The 19,648-nt window shown below is 39.3% G+C and carries 21 protein-coding genes and 1 tRNA gene; 1 reads left to right on the top strand and 21 read right to left on the bottom strand.

Annotated elements, in window-relative coordinates; translation table 11 throughout:
• Positions 1–624 precede the first annotated feature (624 nt).
• Complete coding sequence (locus AAEY57_RS03765) at positions 625–1,293, top strand: hypothetical protein (RefSeq protein ID WP_008463934.1); 669 nt, start codon at positions 625–627, stop codon at positions 1,291–1,293.
• A 455-nt stretch (positions 1,294–1,748) separates the two neighbouring features.
• Here AAEY57_RS03765 and AAEY57_RS03760 read toward each other — a convergent pair whose 3' ends face one another.
• The 21 genes from AAEY57_RS03760 to AAEY57_RS03660 all read right to left on the bottom strand — a co-directional run bounded on the left by AAEY57_RS03760 (position 1,749) and on the right by AAEY57_RS03660 (position 19,636).
• The gene (locus AAEY57_RS03760) at positions 1,749–2,348 is read right to left on the bottom strand and encodes a YagK/YfjJ domain-containing protein (RefSeq protein ID WP_350606416.1); all 600 of its coding nucleotides are present in this window, start codon (positions 2,346–2,348) and stop codon (positions 1,749–1,751) included.
• A 312-nt stretch (positions 2,349–2,660) separates the two neighbouring features.
• A complete protein-coding gene (locus AAEY57_RS03755; protein ID WP_008466552.1) occupies positions 2,661–3,080 on the bottom strand; it encodes a hypothetical protein in 420 nt (139 codons plus the stop codon).
• Between the two features lie 60 nt (positions 3,081–3,140).
• Positions 3,141–3,545 (bottom strand): hypothetical protein, encoded by a 405-nt coding sequence (locus AAEY57_RS03750; RefSeq protein WP_350606414.1) that lies wholly within the window; start codon positions 3,543–3,545, stop codon positions 3,141–3,143.
• Complete coding sequence (locus tag AAEY57_RS03745; protein WP_138563035.1) at positions 3,545–3,745, bottom strand: helix-turn-helix transcriptional regulator; 201 nt, start codon at positions 3,743–3,745, stop codon at positions 3,545–3,547. The genes AAEY57_RS03750 and AAEY57_RS03745 overlap by 1 nt, the downstream gene beginning before the upstream one ends.
• 136 nt (positions 3,746–3,881) lie before the next feature.
• Complete coding sequence (locus tag AAEY57_RS03740) at positions 3,882–4,958, bottom strand: hypothetical protein (RefSeq protein WP_350606410.1); 1,077 nt, start codon at positions 4,956–4,958, stop codon at positions 3,882–3,884.
• Positions 4,959–4,968: 10 nt separating this feature from the next.
• Positions 4,969–6,207, bottom strand: coding sequence for an integrase domain-containing protein (locus AAEY57_RS03735; RefSeq protein WP_350606407.1), 1,239 nt, complete (start codon positions 6,205–6,207; stop codon positions 4,969–4,971).
• Positions 6,208–6,487: 280 nt separating this feature from the next.
• A tRNA-Arg gene (locus tag AAEY57_RS03730) sits at positions 6,488–6,562 on the bottom strand.
• A gap of 123 nt (positions 6,563–6,685) precedes the next feature.
• On the bottom strand, positions 6,686–7,363 hold the full coding sequence (locus AAEY57_RS03725) for a FlgO family outer membrane protein (RefSeq protein WP_350606405.1): 678 nt from the start codon (positions 7,361–7,363) through the stop codon (positions 6,686–6,688).
• 8 nt (positions 7,364–7,371) lie between these two features.
• Entirely contained in the window at positions 7,372–8,049 is a 678-nt protein-coding gene (locus AAEY57_RS03720) for a FlgO family outer membrane protein (RefSeq protein WP_350606402.1), read from the bottom strand.
• A 12-nt stretch (positions 8,050–8,061) separates the two neighbouring features.
• Positions 8,062–8,655, bottom strand: coding sequence for a FlgO family outer membrane protein (locus tag AAEY57_RS03715; RefSeq protein WP_350606399.1), 594 nt, complete (start codon positions 8,653–8,655; stop codon positions 8,062–8,064).
• A gap of 67 nt (positions 8,656–8,722) precedes the next feature.
• On the bottom strand, positions 8,723–9,382 hold the full coding sequence (locus tag AAEY57_RS03710) for an SPOR domain-containing protein (RefSeq protein ID WP_350606397.1): 660 nt from the start codon (positions 9,380–9,382) through the stop codon (positions 8,723–8,725).
• 18 nt (positions 9,383–9,400) lie between these two features.
• Complete coding sequence (locus AAEY57_RS03705; RefSeq protein WP_350606395.1) at positions 9,401–12,391, bottom strand: hypothetical protein; 2,991 nt, start codon at positions 12,389–12,391, stop codon at positions 9,401–9,403.
• Positions 12,392–12,394: 3 nt separating this feature from the next.
• Positions 12,395–13,219, bottom strand: coding sequence for a fimbrial biogenesis chaperone (locus AAEY57_RS03700; RefSeq protein ID WP_350606392.1), 825 nt, complete (start codon positions 13,217–13,219; stop codon positions 12,395–12,397).
• A gap of 21 nt (positions 13,220–13,240) precedes the next feature.
• Positions 13,241–13,690, bottom strand: a complete 450-nt coding sequence (locus AAEY57_RS03695; RefSeq protein ID WP_350606390.1) for a DUF4402 domain-containing protein — start codon at positions 13,688–13,690, stop codon at positions 13,241–13,243.
• Between the two features lie 37 nt (positions 13,691–13,727).
• Positions 13,728–14,318 (bottom strand): DUF4402 domain-containing protein, encoded by a 591-nt coding sequence (locus tag AAEY57_RS03690; protein ID WP_028833963.1) that lies wholly within the window; start codon positions 14,316–14,318, stop codon positions 13,728–13,730.
• Between the two features lie 136 nt (positions 14,319–14,454).
• Positions 14,455–15,051, bottom strand: coding sequence for an SPOR domain-containing protein (locus AAEY57_RS03685; RefSeq protein ID WP_350606388.1), 597 nt, complete (start codon positions 15,049–15,051; stop codon positions 14,455–14,457).
• 70 nt (positions 15,052–15,121) lie between these two features.
• A complete protein-coding gene (locus AAEY57_RS03680) occupies positions 15,122–16,024 on the bottom strand; it encodes an SPOR domain-containing protein (RefSeq protein ID WP_350606386.1) in 903 nt (300 codons plus the stop codon).
• 225 nt (positions 16,025–16,249) lie between these two features.
• Positions 16,250–17,128 carry a UTP--glucose-1-phosphate uridylyltransferase GalU gene (gene galU, locus AAEY57_RS03675; protein WP_013465615.1) on the bottom strand — a complete coding sequence of 293 codons (879 nt, stop codon included), beginning with the start codon at positions 17,126–17,128 and terminating at the stop codon, positions 16,250–16,252.
• 17 nt (positions 17,129–17,145) lie between these two features.
• Entirely contained in the window at positions 17,146–17,997 is an 852-nt protein-coding gene (locus tag AAEY57_RS03670) for a thymidylate synthase (protein ID WP_138563050.1), read from the bottom strand.
• A gap of 13 nt (positions 17,998–18,010) precedes the next feature.
• On the bottom strand, positions 18,011–18,814 hold the full coding sequence (gene lgt, locus AAEY57_RS03665; protein ID WP_350606384.1) for a prolipoprotein diacylglyceryl transferase: 804 nt from the start codon (positions 18,812–18,814) through the stop codon (positions 18,011–18,013).
• A 12-nt stretch (positions 18,815–18,826) separates the two neighbouring features.
• Positions 18,827–19,636 (bottom strand): sulfite exporter TauE/SafE family protein, encoded by an 810-nt coding sequence (locus AAEY57_RS03660; protein ID WP_350606382.1) that lies wholly within the window; start codon positions 19,634–19,636, stop codon positions 18,827–18,829.
• Positions 19,637–19,648 lie beyond the last annotated feature (12 nt).

Here is a 19,648-nt window from a genome sequence, read left to right as displayed (position 1 = left end):
AACTAAATGTATAGATTAATAGATCATAAGCAGAACATACTTAGACCAAAAGGTGATCAGAGTTTTCACACAGTCTGGGCACTCAGCCGACAGTCAATATAGATGGTTTAACTTACAGTACAAATCAGTTATTTATATCGCTAACGGGTAAATTGGGCTGTTTCTGGTAAATTCATTATTTTTGTCGGATGGCGTGGCTCCGCCACTTATCCGACCTACACCAAAATGTAGGTTGGTTAAGCCGAAGGCGCCACCCAACAGGCTTTCAAATTCACTTTTTATCCGAACGGCACAAAGCTGACATTGCTACAAATATACTACATATTGTTGATATAGAAACAAAAAAAGAACATAACTCATTGATTTAATTGGTAGCCCCTGCAAATGTCGAATTACAATCATAAGACATTGATTTTAGATGACTTACAAAATATAAAATGAGCAAAGTGTAACTACCAGTGTAACTAAACCTTTTTCTCTACCAGAAACAGCACATCTAAAATAAAATTAGCCCTAAACAAGTTGAGTTGAATATAGATATAAATAAAGCTATCGTTGGGATTAATAATATTTTAATTTTATTATCGAATAGAAAATTTGGAAGTATTTAAAAAGGAAGTTTAAATGTCAGAAGATTTCATAAAAATAACTGGAAGCCTAATTATATCTAACATAATTATTTTTACAGCTTATTCAATGACTCATACCAGCTCAAATGATTTTGTACTTATACTTGGATTTATTTTAGGCCAAATGATCTCAGTGGTATTTGTCTCAGCGCTTGTAACTCTGGTTCCATTAATTTTAAAAAAAGACTGTAAGGCTGGAGTGTTCTCGGTAACGTGTATAATAATTTCATTTATGTCCGCATTAGGTCAGATATACTCAAATCACTATGACGATAGAAGTAGTATTACACTAAAGACTCCAGATGCTGAAATCATTAGCCCTTTAATGGCTAAAGTAGAAGGGAAAGCTAAAATAGACGGAAATACATTTAAAGGCTCGATCTACAATGGCTCAGATAAGTACTTGATAAAAGAAATTATAATTACTATCAACCATAAAAATGGAACCAGCCGAGACTATAAAATCAATCACTTCCCACCAATAGCACAAAAGCTAGCATCATCTAAGAACTATTTCGCAGATGAACCCTTACCTACATTAAGTGGTATAAAATATAGTATTCCACCTTTAGACTCCGGCTCTTTTTCAATAACAACCTTTGATACAACCTCGAAAAACTATGATTCATGGTACATAGAGTCTGTAAAAGTAGAGGTGAAATAATCAACGCATTATTAATTTTTTTAAACACAACTAAGTATATTGAAGCTAAGTAGCAACACTAAAAAGTAAACATTATTTAACGTTGGGAGCATAACAAATTTATAACGTGTTCAGCCGTTTAGTGTAGCCAATCAAAAGCCTGTAAAAATAGCCAGTATTGACTGGTTAAAGCATCTACGCCGATAATAATCCTCTGTGATGGTGAACCACTTAACGGCAATTGAGGCCGGACGAGTCGTACCAAAGCAGGTTTGTGAGGGGTTGCGGTCTGCGTAACCTCTCACCTTCCATAACCAAGAGTACAACTCGTAAATTCAAGCCCTCATTTGTTCCGCTTTAAATCACTATCAAAGAAAAAACAAAGACTTAAAAATTCAATTGTTCCGCTATTTGTTCCGCACTGTTCCGCTAATTCGGCGAAAAAAAAGCTATAACCCCCTTAGAACCAAACCACTTTAAAACTCATTAGCCCTAGGCTTTATCCTACTAGCACCGTAATTTTTAGCCTGAGTAGCTTTGTAGCCCTTCCCACGCGCTTTAGCTAAATAAGATATACGGTAAATAGCCTCTTGCTGTGACTCCAAGCAATCGCGCTTCATGATGTAATAACAATTTTTTGGTACATAAGCCGAACCGTTAAGCTCGCCCCATATCTGCAAAACCTTCTTGGTTATGCTGTTTGGATAGTTAACTTTTGACGCATCAAGCATAAGCGCATAGTGGTAATGTTGCCGTTTTGCCCTCTCAAGCTCTCTACACCACACAAAACCAATACGACTAACCCCATACTGAGCCTTAACCCATTTAAACAGCCTACGGTTAAATACAGTGATGATTTTGTTATCTGGCGTGTACGACTCCATACGCAAATCAAAACGAATTAACATCACACGGCTATGGTTGCTCAGCATGACCTCAATTTGGTCTAGCATAGCTCGCATAGGCTTAACCATTAAGCCACTTTTCCCAGCGTTCACCCACCAGCCTTTATCACCGTGGACAAAAATGTGTTCATACCCTTTATCATTGTTATTTATGGTTAGTTGGTTAGTCATTCATGAGCCGTAGATATTATTAAATACCCAGTTAATTGTTAGTAGCTACTATCCATAGCTATAACGCCTCTACTGGGGCGCATCTTCAAAAATAGCCTTTTTTCGAGGGTAAAAAACCGACTTTGAGTGTTCATATTGTTTCACCAACAAAAAGCCATAAACGACAAAGCACACAGCGATAGTATTCGCTTACATAAAAATACTGGTACATAGGTTTTTTAGGCTATTTTCTTAGGTGGGTTTCCCTTGGCCACGATCACTACCAAGGGATAATTCAAAGTTGATTTAATATGCTGGTGGCACATATTTCTATTAAGCGGCCTGTTCATCAGAACGAGTAGACATTTTGCCTAATTCTTTTATGGCATCTTCAAATAAACTTTCCACCAGCCAAATTACATTACTCAGATGATCCCCAAGTAATCCACCAAACCCCTCACTATTACGCAAAGCGTCCAGCACCGTTTTAGCCTGAATTAATAGCTGCTCAAACTTCAATTGCTCTCTTGGGATTTCACCAAAATACATGTCAACACTATCCGACAACACTTCCCCTACGCGATCACTAACTGTCCAAAGTAAGTTTGACAATGTGACTTCTGTCATTGATTTATAACCATCATTAGCAATAATAAACACTGTTAGGCTATGTACCTGACTTACTACCCTGTCAAGATAGTCAAAGTTATCCGCCGAAATGCTAGCATCATATTTCATATTGTTTGTAGTCATCGTCCTGTTCCTTTTAATTAAATTTTTAATAGCCAGTAATGGCAATACTTTAGTAATTACTTATGACAAACGATTAAAAGGCGCCAACAACTCCGCCTCTTGCTCCTTCGTCAATGCGCCAGCGTCACGCCTTGCTCGGCTCGCATTAATCTCTTTCAAAATAGCCGCTGCTATTTCTGGTGATGAAAAGCCATACCTAAGGTGAGTACCTATACCGTCTGGGTTCTCGTCACTCACTCGCGTGAATTTAAAGTCATACAGGCGCTCAAGCTCTGTAAAGTAGTTCCTACCACTGGATAGGCCAATGTTACGCAAAATATCGTTTTCTGTAGCGCCTACAGGATGCTGCAAAATATAAATAAAAGCGCGTTCTTTCTTAGGCTGCTTATTAGACTTTTTTGGACTATCATCATTAGCTGCTAAATTGGTTTGGGTGGCGGCTTTTTTGCCGCTGCCCCCTTTCATTAGGCCGCCTCCTCGTCATGCTCCACACAAGGTAGACTCTCCATCCAAGCCTTAATTTCGCTTTCAAGCCAACCTACTGAACGAGCGCCTAAGTCGCGTCTAGCAGGAAACAGCCCTAACTTTTCTTTACGCCAAATTGTAGGGCGGCTCATACCAGTAATTTTTACCACTTCGCGTTGCTTTAAAATTCTGTCAATCATAACGTTTCACCTTGTAATAATTTGAAATAAACAAACAGTTCAAGGTGGATATTAAGAGGTTAAAAATAAACTTCCTGTCAGCTAACGTTAGCTAACGGTTAGCTAATTTAATGCTCTGATATTTAATAATTAAATTTCAATTTTTCTTTTTAATTACGCCTCTAACAAGTCTAATCATCTTTTCATTACTTAAAGGAACGTCTTTAATTCTTCCTGTCTCCTTATCAACTCCACAACCATCAGGCCAATGAACTTTATGGTTTAAGGTAAAAGCCTCTACTACTTTTGAAGCCATAACTACGCCACCTTTCAGGCACTCATTATAATTGTGTGCTAACTCGTATAGGGCCGCCTCTAGTATCTGATTACGAATATCCTGATTCCTTTTTGCCGCATTAGGTCGTTTAACAACCTCTGAATTCACTTTATCAACCGATACAACCTGATCACGCTTTAACAAAAACACATTAATATCAGGAAATATTATATCTGGATGCGGCTCAGCATCTTTTAGGTTAAGCATGTTGGATTTATGTGTTTCATGGCTATATAGCGTCCATATTTGCCCGTCTAATGAGGCAACCTTACCAATCCCCCCCATTGGCAGATCAATACCTCTCTCGCTCAACTCATCATCACCCTCACCATAAAATAGAGCTTTTTTAAAGCGATCTAAGTGATAACTTCCTTCGTCCAAAGGAACTTTAAAAGTGCCCTCTAGCCTATAAAGCTCATCCTCTGAGAAATATGAACATTCATAATCATATGATTGCTTGACCTGTTGCTTAGACGCTCCCCCGGCGTCGCTGATAAAAGACTTTTCAATAAGCTCATTTGGTATATACCTGACCTGTTTCCCATCATCTACCCGAGTGTAGTAAGTATCTTTAACAGCTGAAAAAACTAGGCTTTGTAACTCACCGATCGAATTACTATCCCAACTTTTTTTTGCTAAGTTATCAATGTCTTTAAAAGCATCCTTTCCCTGTCCATCCTCTAAAAGGCGAAGTAAATCATCTAACGGGTTGTAAGCTTGCGGCAGTGGACTATATGGAAAACTCCGCTTTCCACGCTTGCCGTTTAGCTCGATATATAAATCAACATCACCATTCAAATAAAGGTCGATTAATTTAATCGCTTTTACATTTATATCTGTTTCTTTATTAGAGGCAATCAAAGCCAAAGCAGTGTTAAAAGTTATAAATTCATCCATTAGCTAATCCTTAAACTACTTTCAAATGCTGGCTGCCAGTGACTGAGTAATCACCCTTGCTAGCCGCTTCAATATGATCAGACCACCAGCACATCATTTTACGTCTGCGCTCTAAGTAGTCGGTTCGGTTGTAGGCTGCGCGTACTTGGTTTTTATCAACGTGCGCTAGTGCTGCCTCAATTAAATCGGAGTCAAAACCTTGGGCGTTTAACGTGGTACTGGCTAGTGCGCGTAAGCCGTGGGCTGTTTGCTTGCCTTGTAATCCCATACGCCTGAGCGCTGCGCCTAGCGTTTCTCTGCTTAGGTGGGTACGTGGGTTATTATCAGAAGGGAATATAAAATCACGGTGTCCGCTAATAGGCTTTAAATACTCCAGCAGTGATAACACTTGCGGGGTTAAGGGGATCGCTTGCGGCTTGCGCTTTTTCATGCGTTCAGCGGGTATATTCCACACTCGATTATCAAAATCAATTTCACTCCATGCCGCCCCTGCCGCCTCTGCTGGCCTAGCCATTGTATGAAGCTGCCACTCAAACAAGCATTTAGTAATAAGCTTTAAACGCGCACTGTTAACGGTTGCTAATAGCATAGGTAATTGCTCAGGGGTCACGGTAGGCATATTGGTATGTTTAACAGTACCAAACGCTTTGCCGATACTATGAAGGTGGTTAGCTGGCATACGCCCAGTATTCACAGCATAGTCCATCACCTCATTAATACGCTGACATAAGCGGCCTAACATATCGAGCTTATTAGCGGCCTCTAATGGCCTTAACGTTTCAATGGTTAGCTGTGCGGATAGCTTGCTTATAGGCACTTTCCCTAGTGCGGGGTAAACATGTAACTCAAACCCCCTACGGATATTAAAAGAGTGCCGCTGACTTACCTTAGCCGTTTTAAGGTTTAGCCATTCAGTTGCTACCGCCTCAAACGTGTTCTTTGCCTCAGTTGCTTTAGTGCTTTGAATTTCTTCCCTGTATTCTTTAGGGTCAATATCATTAGCAAGTAACGCCCTTGCCTCATCACGCTTTTTTCTAGCGGCTGCTAAGGTTATCGCTGGGTAAACGCCAAAGCTTATCTGCGCCCGTTTTTTTATATGCGGACGGTAGTAATTAAACAGCCAAGTTTTAGAGCCGTTCTTTTTTATCCGTAAGCCAAGCCCACCACCATCAGATAACAGGTATTCGCTTGCTTTTGGTTTCGCATTTTTTATCTGCGTATCGTTTAAAGGGGTCGTTGCTCTTGGCATGTTTCACTCCATTATCGAATAGGTAGCCAAACCTTGAAATGGGATACTAAAATCAAGATCCGCATTCTTCCTTTAGTTTTCATCTGCTTAATGAAATTTAAGCAGTTTTAGTTACACCAAAATCAACAAACCGATTCGGTGTAACTAGCAGTGTAACTAAAAATATGAAATGTAGCGATACCAAATTTTACAACCTGAAACATGAGAGAGTTATTTACAGTGGGATATATGGCGATTTTAAATTTATTGCTGCGGTATTTTTATGTATGAAACGTGTAAATGGTAGCCCCTGCAGGAATCGAACCTGCAACTGCCCCTTAGGAGGGGGCCGTTATATCCATTTAACTAAGAGGCCACATCAAGCTTACAGCTTACAGCTTACAGCTTACAGCTTACAGCTTACAGCTTACAGCTTACAGCTTACAGCTTACAAAAATTATAACGGCATCTGGTTTTTTATATCAAGCATCAAATTAAGTTAATTGCTTGATAAATATATATCTTCTTTATTTAATACGTAAAGCGGTATAAATGTTCGGCTGCTGGCTGCTAAGCGTTTGCTTTGAATATCAATAACGCGTGCGTTTATTTCTACGCCGTCCTCTCTATAAATAAGGGTGCCTGACAATACATGGCTGGCTATACTGGTACCTGCAAGTTTGCGAGTGTTTCGTGTAAAGGCAAAATCGCCTTGCTTATTTACGGTAATTAAATTGGCTGTTTTAAAATCAACGGCGCTATAACCAAACTTTTGTAGCTGATGTATAAAGGTTTCTGATAACTGATTACCTAACTGGCTTGTTGTAGTTAAACTTGCGTCTAAATCAACGAACGAAGTCACCGCAATCGCTGCATCTTGCGGGGCTACTTGCATGGTGTCGGTTAAATCAAGTGCCATTTGCTCAACGTAATTAACTAAGCTTTTGTGGTGCTTGTTTGGGTTAAATTGCGTTGTATCAGCATATTGCTCTTGCTCGTCATTGCGCTGCATTTGCGCCATGATTTGGTTAAAATCAAGATTACTTACCACTGTTTGTTCAGGCTCAGCCTTAGCGGGTTCAGCCATGCTAGATTCACCAAGTAAATTACAGCCTGAAAGTAATAATGAAAATGCAATTATGCTAATTAAAGCTGAGCGCTTAGCTAAGTTAGCCATGATAAACCTCACTTACTCGCTTGTTTTAGCATGATGCCATCAGCACTGTTACTGCTATTTAACGCATCAATAACTGATTGTGGAATAAAGCCCTGTGCAGAGCCTACAACCGCTTTACTCGCTAAACCAACAATACGTGCGTTTACTAATATGCCGCCTTGGTGGTTTACTAGCGTGCCGGCTAATACGTAACTAAAGTTTTGTTCTTGGTTAAGCTCTAAGTAGTCGCGACTAAAAACAAAATCGCCTCCAGGGGTTACGCGCATATAATCGGTGGTTTTAAAATCAATGACCGGCACACCAAAATTATGCAGCTCATGCATAAAGCTCTCTGCGATTTGGTTACCCACTAAGTCAGCATTATTGTAGTCACGGTCTAAAAAAACAAAGCTTGATACTGCCAATGGCGTTTTAGTATTTACGTACTGTAAATTTTCAGCCATGTCTTGCATGATCCCACGCACATAGTGATTAATATTTTTGCGTGTTGGCGTGTTAACTTGTTTGTTTTTATTCATCACTGCGGCTTTATTTTGATACAGCGAGTCGCTTTGTGTAGGTGCGGCTACAGGGCGTTGCTCAAAAAACATAGGCGCATCGTCGGTAATTTGTGTGTCACTATGGTTTGTCATTTGTGAACAACCAAAGCCCAGTGGCAAACATAAAGTTAATAGTAGGCGTTTCATGTGTGCTCCTAATTAATATTCACTGCGGTAAATATAGTCACCGCGCTGCTGTATTTTTTCATTGCTCCACATCACATTGATGGGAATTTCAGTGCTGCCGGCAGATACAACTTGATTAGTTTGCATATTTACCATGCGAGCATTAACAATATAAGCATGTTCTTGACGGGTTAAAGTACCGGTGATCACAAAGTCAATAATCTGACGCTGCTTTAAGTTACTGGTACTACGGCTTAACACTGAGTCAGCCCTTGCTGATAAGTTAAGCTGGTTTTCAAGCCGGTATTCAACTGTGTTGTACCCTAACTGAGTAAATTGGGTTATTAAGCTTTCTTGAACTTGCTGACTAAGCCCTGTTCCCTGCCCTTGGGCAATTTGCGAATCCAAAGCATTGGCTAAATAAAAGCTGCTGACCGCGATTGAAGCGGTGCTTTTAAAAGGCTCTTTGATATGGCTAAGCTGGGCACTCAAGCTATTTACGTACTGATTGAGCGTATAGGGTGCCATGACCGCTTTAGGCGCATCAGTGCTTATACTTGGCTTTGGCTGGGGTGTTAAGCTACAGCCCGCTAAATTTAATAATAGTAAGGGTAACAAAAGGCGCATAGTTGCCATCCTCTAAAAACATAATAGTTACAAAGCAATTATTATGCCTAATACCCTAGATGCATATTTATTTTAATGGTTGTTGGGTGTAATGGCTCACAATGCAGTTGATTTGGCGCTGTTTAAGTTTATCGCAATCAGCAGCGGCATTGGCTTGATTTTGATAAGCTCCAAGCTTTAAACGGTAGTAAGTCATGCCACTCACGTTAATAGTTTCTACATTCGCCACATATTCACCCTGAAATAACGAAGATGCGCTGGCTTTTATTTGATTTAAACTTTGGCTAAGTCGCTCTTTGTCGGTAACGGCTGCAACTTGTAAGGCAAATAAGGCTTTAACGGCTTGTTTTTCATCAGCTGTATTCGCTGCTACTTTAGCTTTTTTTGCAACTTTTGTGGGTGCTACCGTTTCAGCCGAAGCTTTAGCTGTTGATACTGCAGGCGTATTTGTTGGTGCAGAGCCTTGTTTTGCCACCGCATTTAATTGGCTTATTAATAGCTTTAAGTCTTGTTCAATCACTAATAAACGCTCAACACCTGCTTTGGCTGCTTGCCACTGCTGAGACGATGCTTTTAGCTGCGCCAACTCTTCCTCAGAAAGATTGGCACTCGCTTGCATTGGGTGAGGAGATTCTGCAGTTTTGGTGGTGCTGCATCCTGATATAAAAAGAGCAGCAATACAGGCAATTAGTATTGAGTAGCGTTTATATAAATTAGCATGTTGCATGGTTAAACCTTATTGTTATTAGTGGCTAATAAGTTGCGCTTGGACTTGGCAGTTTAAGCCTTTTACTTTTAATTCTGCACATACTTGTTCAAGTTCCCCTTGCGCAGACTCGGCATATGCGACAGCTAAAATATACCGTTTTTGTTTTTCATCTTTAATATAAAAAGCATCACGCTTTGATTGTTCATTTAAATGACGTTTAATTAATTGATAATACGCTTTCATAATCGGTAATGATGAAAACCCACCCGCATTTGCAATATACGCTGGAGTTTGTGTTTTTTCTTTCAGCTCAAAGTCAACGCCCATTACCACTTCACCTTGTGCTGGTAATTTAACCACCACCTGTTGCGTATCTTTTAAGGATTTACGTTGCTTAAACTCATCATCTATAACCGCTTTATATTCGCCAGGGCGTAAATCGGTAAACAAATAATAGCCATCATAGGCAGCTTGCGTTTGCGCCACTTGCTTACCTTGTTTATCGAGTAATTTTACGGTAGCAAAAGGCTGTACTTCACTACTGCCTTGCCCATCTTGTTTGTAAACAGTTCCCTCCAATTCACTACTGTGATTAAGCGGTATTTCCATATATTCAACAAAACCGGCACGCGGTGTAATTGAAAAGCCATCGTTGGCGGCAACTAAAAAAGGCTCGCTAATACTACCTGGTTCAATCACTATGTCGGTTGTTAAGTTAGCCGGCATACCTTTAAGTATCGCTAAACCATTTTCGTTAGTTACAGCTCGGCGATAATTTTGAACTCCTTTTACCTTAACGCCTTCAATTCCCTTTTCCCCATCATCTTGAATATTGTTATTATTTGAATCAAGAAAAACTCGAACCATTAAAGTCCCTGAATTTACGAGGCTTCTTTTACTTAAAAAGTACTCGTCAGTGTTCGTATCAAAACCGATACTAAAGCGACTAAATAAACCTAGTCGCCAATTATCATCGTCATCGTAGCTCATTGTGCTATTTAAGCTAAAACTATCGCTTTGCCAATTTAGACCCAACTCCATAGAAACTAAATCGTTTATACGGGAGTTTCTTAGTGTGAATTCAGATTGCAAATTCTGAGATAAATTACGGCTTAATTCTGCTTGGTAACCCAGTATAGTCGAACCAGAGTCTGCGCTGTAGTCAACACTAAAACGAGTGTATGTTTTACCAAATCGATGTTGAAGACGCATACTGCCAAGTGTTGTTGCATCATCTAAAGAATCAAATTTTCGCCAAATTAAATTGTTACTAACAACGGTACCACCTAAATTATACGATAAGGTATTATCAACACTTAAATATGAGTCACTAAATTCTCTGTTGTTATAGGCGAGCGTATTTTGATAGCTCAAGCTTCCAAATGATTCATCAAATAACTTTCCTGCCGTGTATAGTTGATAACTTTCAGTTTTCGCTGTATCTGTATCACCAACTATTTTTTCATTGTTTTGAGACAGGCTTAAACGTACCGATTGACCAACTAATTCACCTCTAGCTGCGACCTCTAGCTTATCTTCATCGTTATTATTTTTTTCATAATCTAGATTAAGTAATACCTTATCAAATATACTCAGGTTTGAACCAAAGGCATAATTGTTAACATTATCACCCGAATTGCTATTTAATATTGATGTACCAGCATAAACCGATAAATAATCAGTTAATCCCGTTTCATAACGACCCGCTAGCTGCCAACCTTTGCCTTGTGTCGAATAAAGTGACTGATTGAATAACTGCTCACCTTGCTCAGTAATTGACAACTCATAAAACGATTCATCTGCTGACAAACTATTACCATCTATAAAATATTGCTCTGTTTTTCGCTCTACTTGTCCTTGTGGACCATAAAAAATCAGCTCAAAATTATTAGCGCCAAATAATAAATCAATGTCTTCAAATAAATAGCGCCCATCAGCTAAGCTAAACTGCTGCGCTAGCAGTACATCATTTCTATATAACTCAACATCCCACCCTGGTTGAATGGCACCCGTTAAGTTAATTTGATTACTATTAACCTGTTTAAAAAGTGGTTTGTTATCAACTTTTACTCCTCTGGCGTAACTACCATTAAATCGTTTACCGACTTGAGTTGCTAATACATCTCCAAATTGAACCGTTGTCGCATTTAAAGGACCTAATAGGCGTGCATCTTTACTTTGACGACTAAATGATAATCTTGAATCAGATAGTAAATCTTGTTTTCGCCCTGCAAAAAAATACTGAGTATTAAAATAGGCCAAGTCATTTGATCCTAATACAGAGTACCCTATCGCTGAATCCGTATTACTCTTAGTTGCACTAAGCTGCACATCAGCAAGAGGCGATGAAATTGCGCTGTATGGACTGGCCTTCCAAGGTAATATTGCTTGACGTGACTCTCTATTCGTTACAGTTTCTCGCTGCTCTCTTTCGCGTTTTAATTCTATAGGCAATTTGGTGGGGGAGCTTACATTTAGCTCAAGTGCTGAATATTCAATATCAATATCTAACGAAAACCACTGCGCTAACAAGTTACTATCAACAAACATATCGCCGTTCTCAGCATAAGCTTGTTGGCTGTTAAATGAATATCTAGCGCCGTTAATTTGTGCTGTATTTGTATTTAGGTCTAGATAAAACTGATTATCTTCACGAATAAACCAGCCTTGAGCAATAAGGTCATCGCTATTTATATCGATAGCAAAATCCAGGCTTTCTGAAAAACTTAATAAATCGATTAATACACCGGTTTTACTTTTCACCCCGAGCATTTCACCCAGGTAATTTTTTTTCACGAACGATGAAAAAAATAATAACTCCCCTTCGGGGATGCCCTCACCTTGCTGCACATTAAGCTCAGGCTCTGTTCTTTCATTTAAAGCTTGTTCAGTGTTGTATTGCTGCCATTTTTTATCTATTTTTTTTATGCTAGCAAAAATGGCCTGAGCATCAGGCTCTGCTGCTAATAATGGATCAATTGATAAAAAAATGATCAGCAACCACTTTAAGCGCTTAAAGTAATACATCGCCTATTTCAAATTACCGATAATTGCATTATTAATTGGCGCAACCTTTTCACTAAAAATAGTATCGCGATATTCTTTAAGCCCTGTATAAATGACGCGAACTTCGCCATTTTTCGGGATATTTTGATCTGCAAAAATTGGGATCGTCGCCGTTGTTCTTTTGAGCTCAGGGTAAATACTAAAATCGTTTAACATGGCGATCTTTTTCTCTGTTTCCGTTCCTTTTTGCTTAAAGAAAACTTCTAGCTTGCCAAAAGAGCTAAAGCCACCCTCTCGCTTAATTTCAATCTCAAGCGCCTTTTTTTCTGGGCTGTGTATAAGCTGTAAATTGCTAATATTAACATCAGGTTTTTCACCGCCTTTTCGCAAAATAACAGGAATAGTGTAGCTTAAAAGTAAGTTTACCTTAATACCTAGCCTCTGTTGCTGACTTTGAGTTTCATTAGGAAGTGCTTTAAAGGCTAGATGAGAGCGGTACTCCTGCTCTATTAAACCTTTTGGCTTTCGAATAGCAAGCTTAACAATCTGCCTTTCTCCTGGTGCTAATCTAACTTGCGATGGGCTAATCCTAACCATATTTTTAAGTGAAGATGAACTTTCTTGATCAGCCGCTAAATTAGCATACCCTCCGCCAGCTAGTGCGACTTTATCCTGCCACTCCAATCTATAAGTTTTAGATTCATTAGAGTTATTAACAACAATGACTTTAGCAACACGTTGACGTTCATCAAAATTGATTCTTGTTGGAGAAATGAGTAAGTTTGCATAAGAATGAAAGCTAATTAAAATAAAGCTTACTAAGATAAAAAAAGTTTTTATTATTGTCATTTAATCAACATCTCTAGTTGTCTAATAATTTAGTGTCACTTCAATTGTAGTATCAAAGATGCCATCTTTATATGTATTTCCGTCACCAGAGGTACTTAATTGCCCTCCAACTCTTAATAAAGCCGTTCCTGTGGTATCGGTTGTAATGGTCGCATTGTATATAAGTTGATTTAAAATCAGTGATGCACCACCGAAAATGTTATTTAAAGGTTGGTCGTTTATAAAGTCACTCACATTCACTTGAATACGAGCTGGATACCCTTCGAGCAACAATTCAGCTGCATGGCCTTTTTCAAGTAAATATATCTTATTGGTTAAGGTATTTGTATTACTAGGCAACAAAGTTATAGAGCTAACACTTTGATTATCACTGATAACAATTTTACCAAAGTTCAATTGCTCAAGTGGTGTTACCTGCGCGTACGAGCCTGAAGTTAAGAAGGCTGCAAATATGAATAAAATTAATTTCATAAAACAGCCTGCTTTGTAATAAAGCAGGCTTTGCTCATTAATAGTTTAATTCTAATGTGAATGAACCACTGTAAGTGCCATCAATGTAGTCACTAGTAGGTGTAGTGGCATCTGTCGTTAATGTTGCACCAACATTAAATGTCGCTTCACCATTTGCGTCTACCTGAATGGCAGTTGTCGCTGCACTGTTAGGCGTCGCGCCAGTTAACACATAATACGTTGGAGTTCCCAAAGTAAATGCTGCAGTACCCGCAGGTGCTGCATCAGGTGAAATAGCACTTTCTGGCGGATTCGTAATGGTTAGTGAACCGAAAGGAGACACGCCAGAAACAGAAAAAGAGGCTGGTGCACCTGGTACTAAAATTGCGATTTCAGCATCTGCAATCGATGTAGAAGCCGTTGTAGGTGAGGTTGCTGGGTTTGCAGCTAAAACAAGGGTAGCTGTTTCAGTTGTTGCTAAATCAGCTGAAGCACGAATTGTTCCAAAATCTAGTGCCGAATCGTTAGTCAAGGTAAAAGCATTTTGAACTGTAACACCTGCTTGAAACGAAACTGATTCAGCTGCAGCACCGAAAGAAAGAACTGCCATTGACGCAGCTAATGCTGCTTTAGTAAATATTTTGTTCATAGTTTTCCCTTAGATATAAGTTGTTAACCTTTTGTTCAGGTTAATTTAAGTATCGGCCAAAATCACTAAAAAGTTAGAAAATATTTACTTTATTTTGATTTATAATAACAGGATGCAAAAATAAGCGAAAAAAACCTTAAACATCCTCTGAAAATGCCGCTAAGGTACATTTATTACCCATCCTATAAAAAAATAAACACAGCTGCGCTGCTTGCTGTTGATTTTTCAAAGGGCCTGCTACAACACTATAAAAGGTAGTGGATTCTTTTTGTTGCTCATTAATGCGGTATTTTAAAATACTGTTTAACTGAGGGTACTGCTCTTTTAGTCGCTGCACTTGTCTTTTGGCTCCGTTAGAAATTAAATAACGTCCAATTTGCACACCGTAAATTGCTTCGTTTGTACTGGTAGTATTTTCAGCTAGAGCGGTTTCTGATGAGGGTTGTAACGATTGCTTAGAGCCATACTCAACACGTTTAACTTTCTCTTTCATCGGCTCTGGTACGGTATCAATATCTGTTTGTGCAGAAAGCGCTTGAATCAATAACGATAAGTCTTCTTCCATGGTGCTTAAGCGCGCTATTTGCTCTTTGTTGTTATCCCATTGCTCTAGGTAAGGCTTTATATCTTTTTCACGCACAAGCTTATCACTTTGTGGATCGGTGGACATTAGCTGGTTGCTGCAACCAGCTAATGCGAATGGTATTAATAATGTTATTAAATGAAGTTTCACTTTAGGCACCCATTACAAAAGACTAGCTATCTAAAGCTATTATGCAATAAAAGCGCCAAGTAATACTGTTTTATAACCTGATTGGTCCGTCAGTGTAGTTACTCACAAAACAGTCAACTTTATAAAATTTAAATACCTCGCAATCATCCTCTGCACTTTTAAAGTTAAAATACTCACCTAATTTTAGTCGATAATAGGTTTTGTTATTAACCTTTGCTTTTTCAATATTTGTCGTGATTTTGTCCTTAAACAAAGGCGCTGCTTTTTTGTTAATTTTCTTCCATTGCTTAACAACACTTTCTTCTGAATCGAGTGACGCAACTTGCAATGCAAATACTTTTTTGTTGGTATCAACCATTGCCACTTTTGTTAGCTTCGATGTTTGAGGGAATACTTTTTTCTTCACAATTGAGTTCGTTGCTTTCACAGGCAAACTAACAGCGCGCTTACTGTAGCTTTTTGAAGGGGCTGTAATCATTTTTGTAGGCACGCTAGCATAGCGACTACTGTGTCGCTGATTGTATGGAGCGTCCCCTTTAGAGGATTTTGCGTAGCGATTACTATACCTTTGCCTTGGTCGTTTAACTTTATCTGACGTGCTTGCGTAGTTATTACCATACCTGAGGTTTGGCGATGTATTAGCCTTAATTGATGAGCGAGCATAACGATTGCTAACAGCCTGATTAGATTGCGCTATTGCTTTACTGTTAATAATATCCAGGTTATCAACTAAATATGTGAGCTCACGTTCTAACTTTAATAGCCGCTCTATGCCAGAGCGTGCTTGCTGCCATTGCAAGGCGGCATCTTTTAGTTGAGCAAGCTCAAGTGCAGTGATAGTTACATATTCAGGTGAATCTTTAACTTGTTCATTTAATGATGTTTTATCAGGCGATATCGTACAACCAGTACTTAATAACAACAGTAATACGACTAATAGATATCGGTGATACTTTTTGCTGTATTCACACATTGATTGTTTCTCTTTCAATAGTTTAGACCGCTCAATTAAGTCAATTTTCAATTGAATCAATAAAGCACGTTAACAACAAAACAACTTGGGTTAACATAAAGATTACAACACAATGTTAAATATGTCTGTATAGCTGCAAAAATAGTGATAATTTAAAATACTAAAAAAGCTATTTTACAATCAAAAAAAGCGCCATATAGGCGCTTCTAATAATGATAAGTTTATTTAAATTAACGTTTTAATAAACGTTTTAAGCTCACCGGCGAATTCATCACGACGAAGAGCAAATTCAATGGTTGCTTTTAAATAACCAATTTTACTGCCACAATCATGGCTTCGGCCTTTCATTGCGTAGGCATCTACTTTTTCATCTTGCATAAGCATGGCTATTGCATCTGTTAGCTGAATTTCATCACCAGCACCTTGAGGGGTTTTAGCCAGTAATGGCCAAATATTTTTACTCAACACGTAACGACCAACCACAGCAAGGTTTGAAGGTGCCTCGTCAACGGGTGGTTTTTCTACCATGCTTTGAATGGGTGAGCTTTCACCTTGGTTTAACTCAACATCACCTAAATCCACAACACCAAATTTATCTACGTCATCTTTAGGGACTGGCTCAACCATAATTTGACTGTGTTTAGTTTGCTCAAAGCGAGTAATCATTTCAGCTAAGTTGTCTTTTGTTAGGTCACTTTCTACATCATCAATAATAACGTCGGGTAAAATAACCACAAAAGGTTCATTGCCAATAATAGGGGCGGCACAGTTAATAGCATGGCCTAGGCCTTTTGCTTCACCTTGACGTACATGAATAATGGTCACATCTTTAGGGCAAATAGACTGTATTTCGGCAAGTAATTGCCGCTTTACACGTTTCTCTAACGTTGCCTCTAGTTCAAAGCTGGTATCAAAATGGTTTTCAATCGAGTTTTTACTCGAATGCGTTACTAGCACTATCTCTTTAATACCAGCGGCAACCGCTTCGCTAACAACGTATTGAATGAGTGGACGGTCTACAACGGGCAGCATTTCTTTTGGAATTGCTTTAGTTGCCGGTAACATACGTGTTCCAAGGCCGGCTACGGGGATCACTGCTTTCATTATGCTCTCCTTATTTTTTAAACTGAAAATGGGTATTGAATAGCCTCGTGGCATTGATAACCAACCACCTCAAAATCATCACGTGTTACCCATGTTTCTATATCTTCGAGTGACTTAATCTCTGGATTAATTTTTAATTGAGGAGAAGCAAATGGCTCGCGCTTTAATTGCACATCTCGCATTAAATCTAGCTGATTTTCGTAAATGTGGGCATTGGTGATTTTATGATATGCCTTACCTGCTTTGTGGCCAGTAATTTGTGCAACCAGTGCCAATAAAACAAAACATTGAATTTGATTAAAGTTTAGCCCTAGTGGTACATCACAACTTCGTTGGTACGAGGTTAAATACAGGGTATCGCCTAGTAATGAAAAGGTATGTGTATGCATGCATGGGCGCAAGCAGCCAAGTTCAAACTCACCTGGGTTGTAAAAGGTAATAATTTCGCCGCGATCATCAATGCCATTTTTTAAATTATTGATGACCTTTGCAAGTTGATCCAGTGTTGAACCATCAGGGCGTTGCCAGCCTCGTCCTTGCACGCCATAAACGCGCCCCATATCATCCTCACCTTTACGATTAGGATTATTAAGCCAGGCACTATTTTCATTGGCGTTAGCATCCCAGGTTTTACAGCCTATATTACGAAACTGCTCAGCACTGTCATAGCCTCTTAAATAACCTAACAATTCAGCAATAGCCGCTTTGTAATAGCTTTTTCGCGTGGTGATCATTGGGAACTGATTATTAGCCACATCGTATTCTAAATCAGCGTTTATAACCGTTAAACAACGTGTACCGGTACGCTTGTTTTCAACCCATTGTCCTTGGTCAACAATGCGCTGACATAATTCTAAATATTGTTTCATCTAACTTCTTCTTTTAAGCTTTTGCCGCTGTTTTTGACTGTGGTTGTTTATAGGCCCAAATAAGTAAGCCTAGCCCGCCAATGATCATAGGTAACGATAGAATTTGCCCCATTGAAATGAAGTCGGCAAATAACCCCAATTGCGCATCGGGTTGGCGAAAATACTCAATACCAAACCTAAATACGCCGTAACCCAGTAAAAACAAACCCGACACACTTCCCGCAGGACGCGGACGCTTAATAAACCACAATAATATGACAAACAATACTAGACCTTCAAAAAAAGCTTCGTAAAGTTGTGATGGGTGGCGTGCAAGCGGGCCTCCAGTTGGAAATACCATTGCCCACGGAACATCAGTGGTACGCCCCCATAATTCGCCGTTAATAAAGTTACCTATACGCCCGGCAAGTAAACCAACTGGCACTAAAGGCGCTACAAAGTCACCGACTTGCAATAAGGACTTTTTACGCTTGTAAGCAAAAATAGCAATCGCAGTGATCACCCCAAGTGTGCCGCCATGAAATGACATGCCACCTTGATCTATTCTAAACAAATATAAGGGGTTTTCGATAAAATAACTAAATTGATAAAACAGAACATAACCAATACGCCCACCTAATATAACGCCCAGCATGCCGTAAAAGAGTAAATCACTGACTTCGTCTTTAGTCCAACCCGACCCTGGTTTTTTAGCTTGACGATTAGCAAACCACATCGCAAACGCAAAACCAATTAAGTACATTAACCCATACCAACGAACGCTAAGTGGTCCAACAGAAAATATTATTGGATCAATTTGAGGAAACTCCAGTGCCATAAAAATAAACCTTTAGCTAAAAACCATTTTAATAGCGATGAAAACCAGTAACATCGCGAAAACTTTCTTAATTGTATTCACAGGTAAGTAATGTGTTGCTTTGGCGCCTATTGGCGCTATAAACCATGAGGTAACAACAATCCCTAACAATGCAGGTAAATAAACAAATCCCATAAAACCATGCGCTAAGTCAGTTACTTGCCAACCGGCGCTGACATAACCAATAGAGCCAAAAAAGGCAATTACAATACCACATGCAGCAGCGCAACCAATTGCCTTTTTAATATCAACCGAAAAATAGTGCAGCATAGGCACAAGTAATGCGCCACCGCCAATCCCAATCAACCCAGATAGTGCCCCCATTATCGCACTAATACTTCCTAGCACGGGGCCTGCAGGCATCTGGTGACCTACGCTCACTTTATTACGAGCAGAAAGCACCATTCTCATAGCAATAAAAACTACACTCACTGCAAACACCGTTCGTAACATTTTCTCAGGTATAAAGCTGGCAGCAAAGCCGCTAATCAAGGCGCCAATGGCCACACCCGACATTACCCAAGGGGCAATTTTCCAAGGCACATTATCATTTTTATGATGAGCTAACGCTGAAGAAGTCGAGGTAAATAAAATAGAGGCTAAAGATGTCGCAATAGCGATAACTAATACATGATCGGCAGCGGCCACATTAAAACCCAGTAACAAGCTCGTTAGCACCGGCACAATGATTAAACCACCGCCTATGCCTAGAAGTCCTGCTAAAAAACCAACAATGCAACCTAATAACGCACAACTTGCAACTAGAAGTCCTAGTTCATACATAGTTATCTCTAA

The organism is Pseudoalteromonas sp. MER144-MNA-CIBAN-0113, assembly GCF_040308965.1.
Taxonomy (GTDB): Bacteria; Pseudomonadota; Gammaproteobacteria; order Enterobacterales; family Alteromonadaceae; genus Pseudoalteromonas; species Pseudoalteromonas tetraodonis.
The sequence above is the reverse complement of the archived record's forward strand: the minus strand, read 5'-3'. Positions and strand labels throughout refer to the sequence as shown.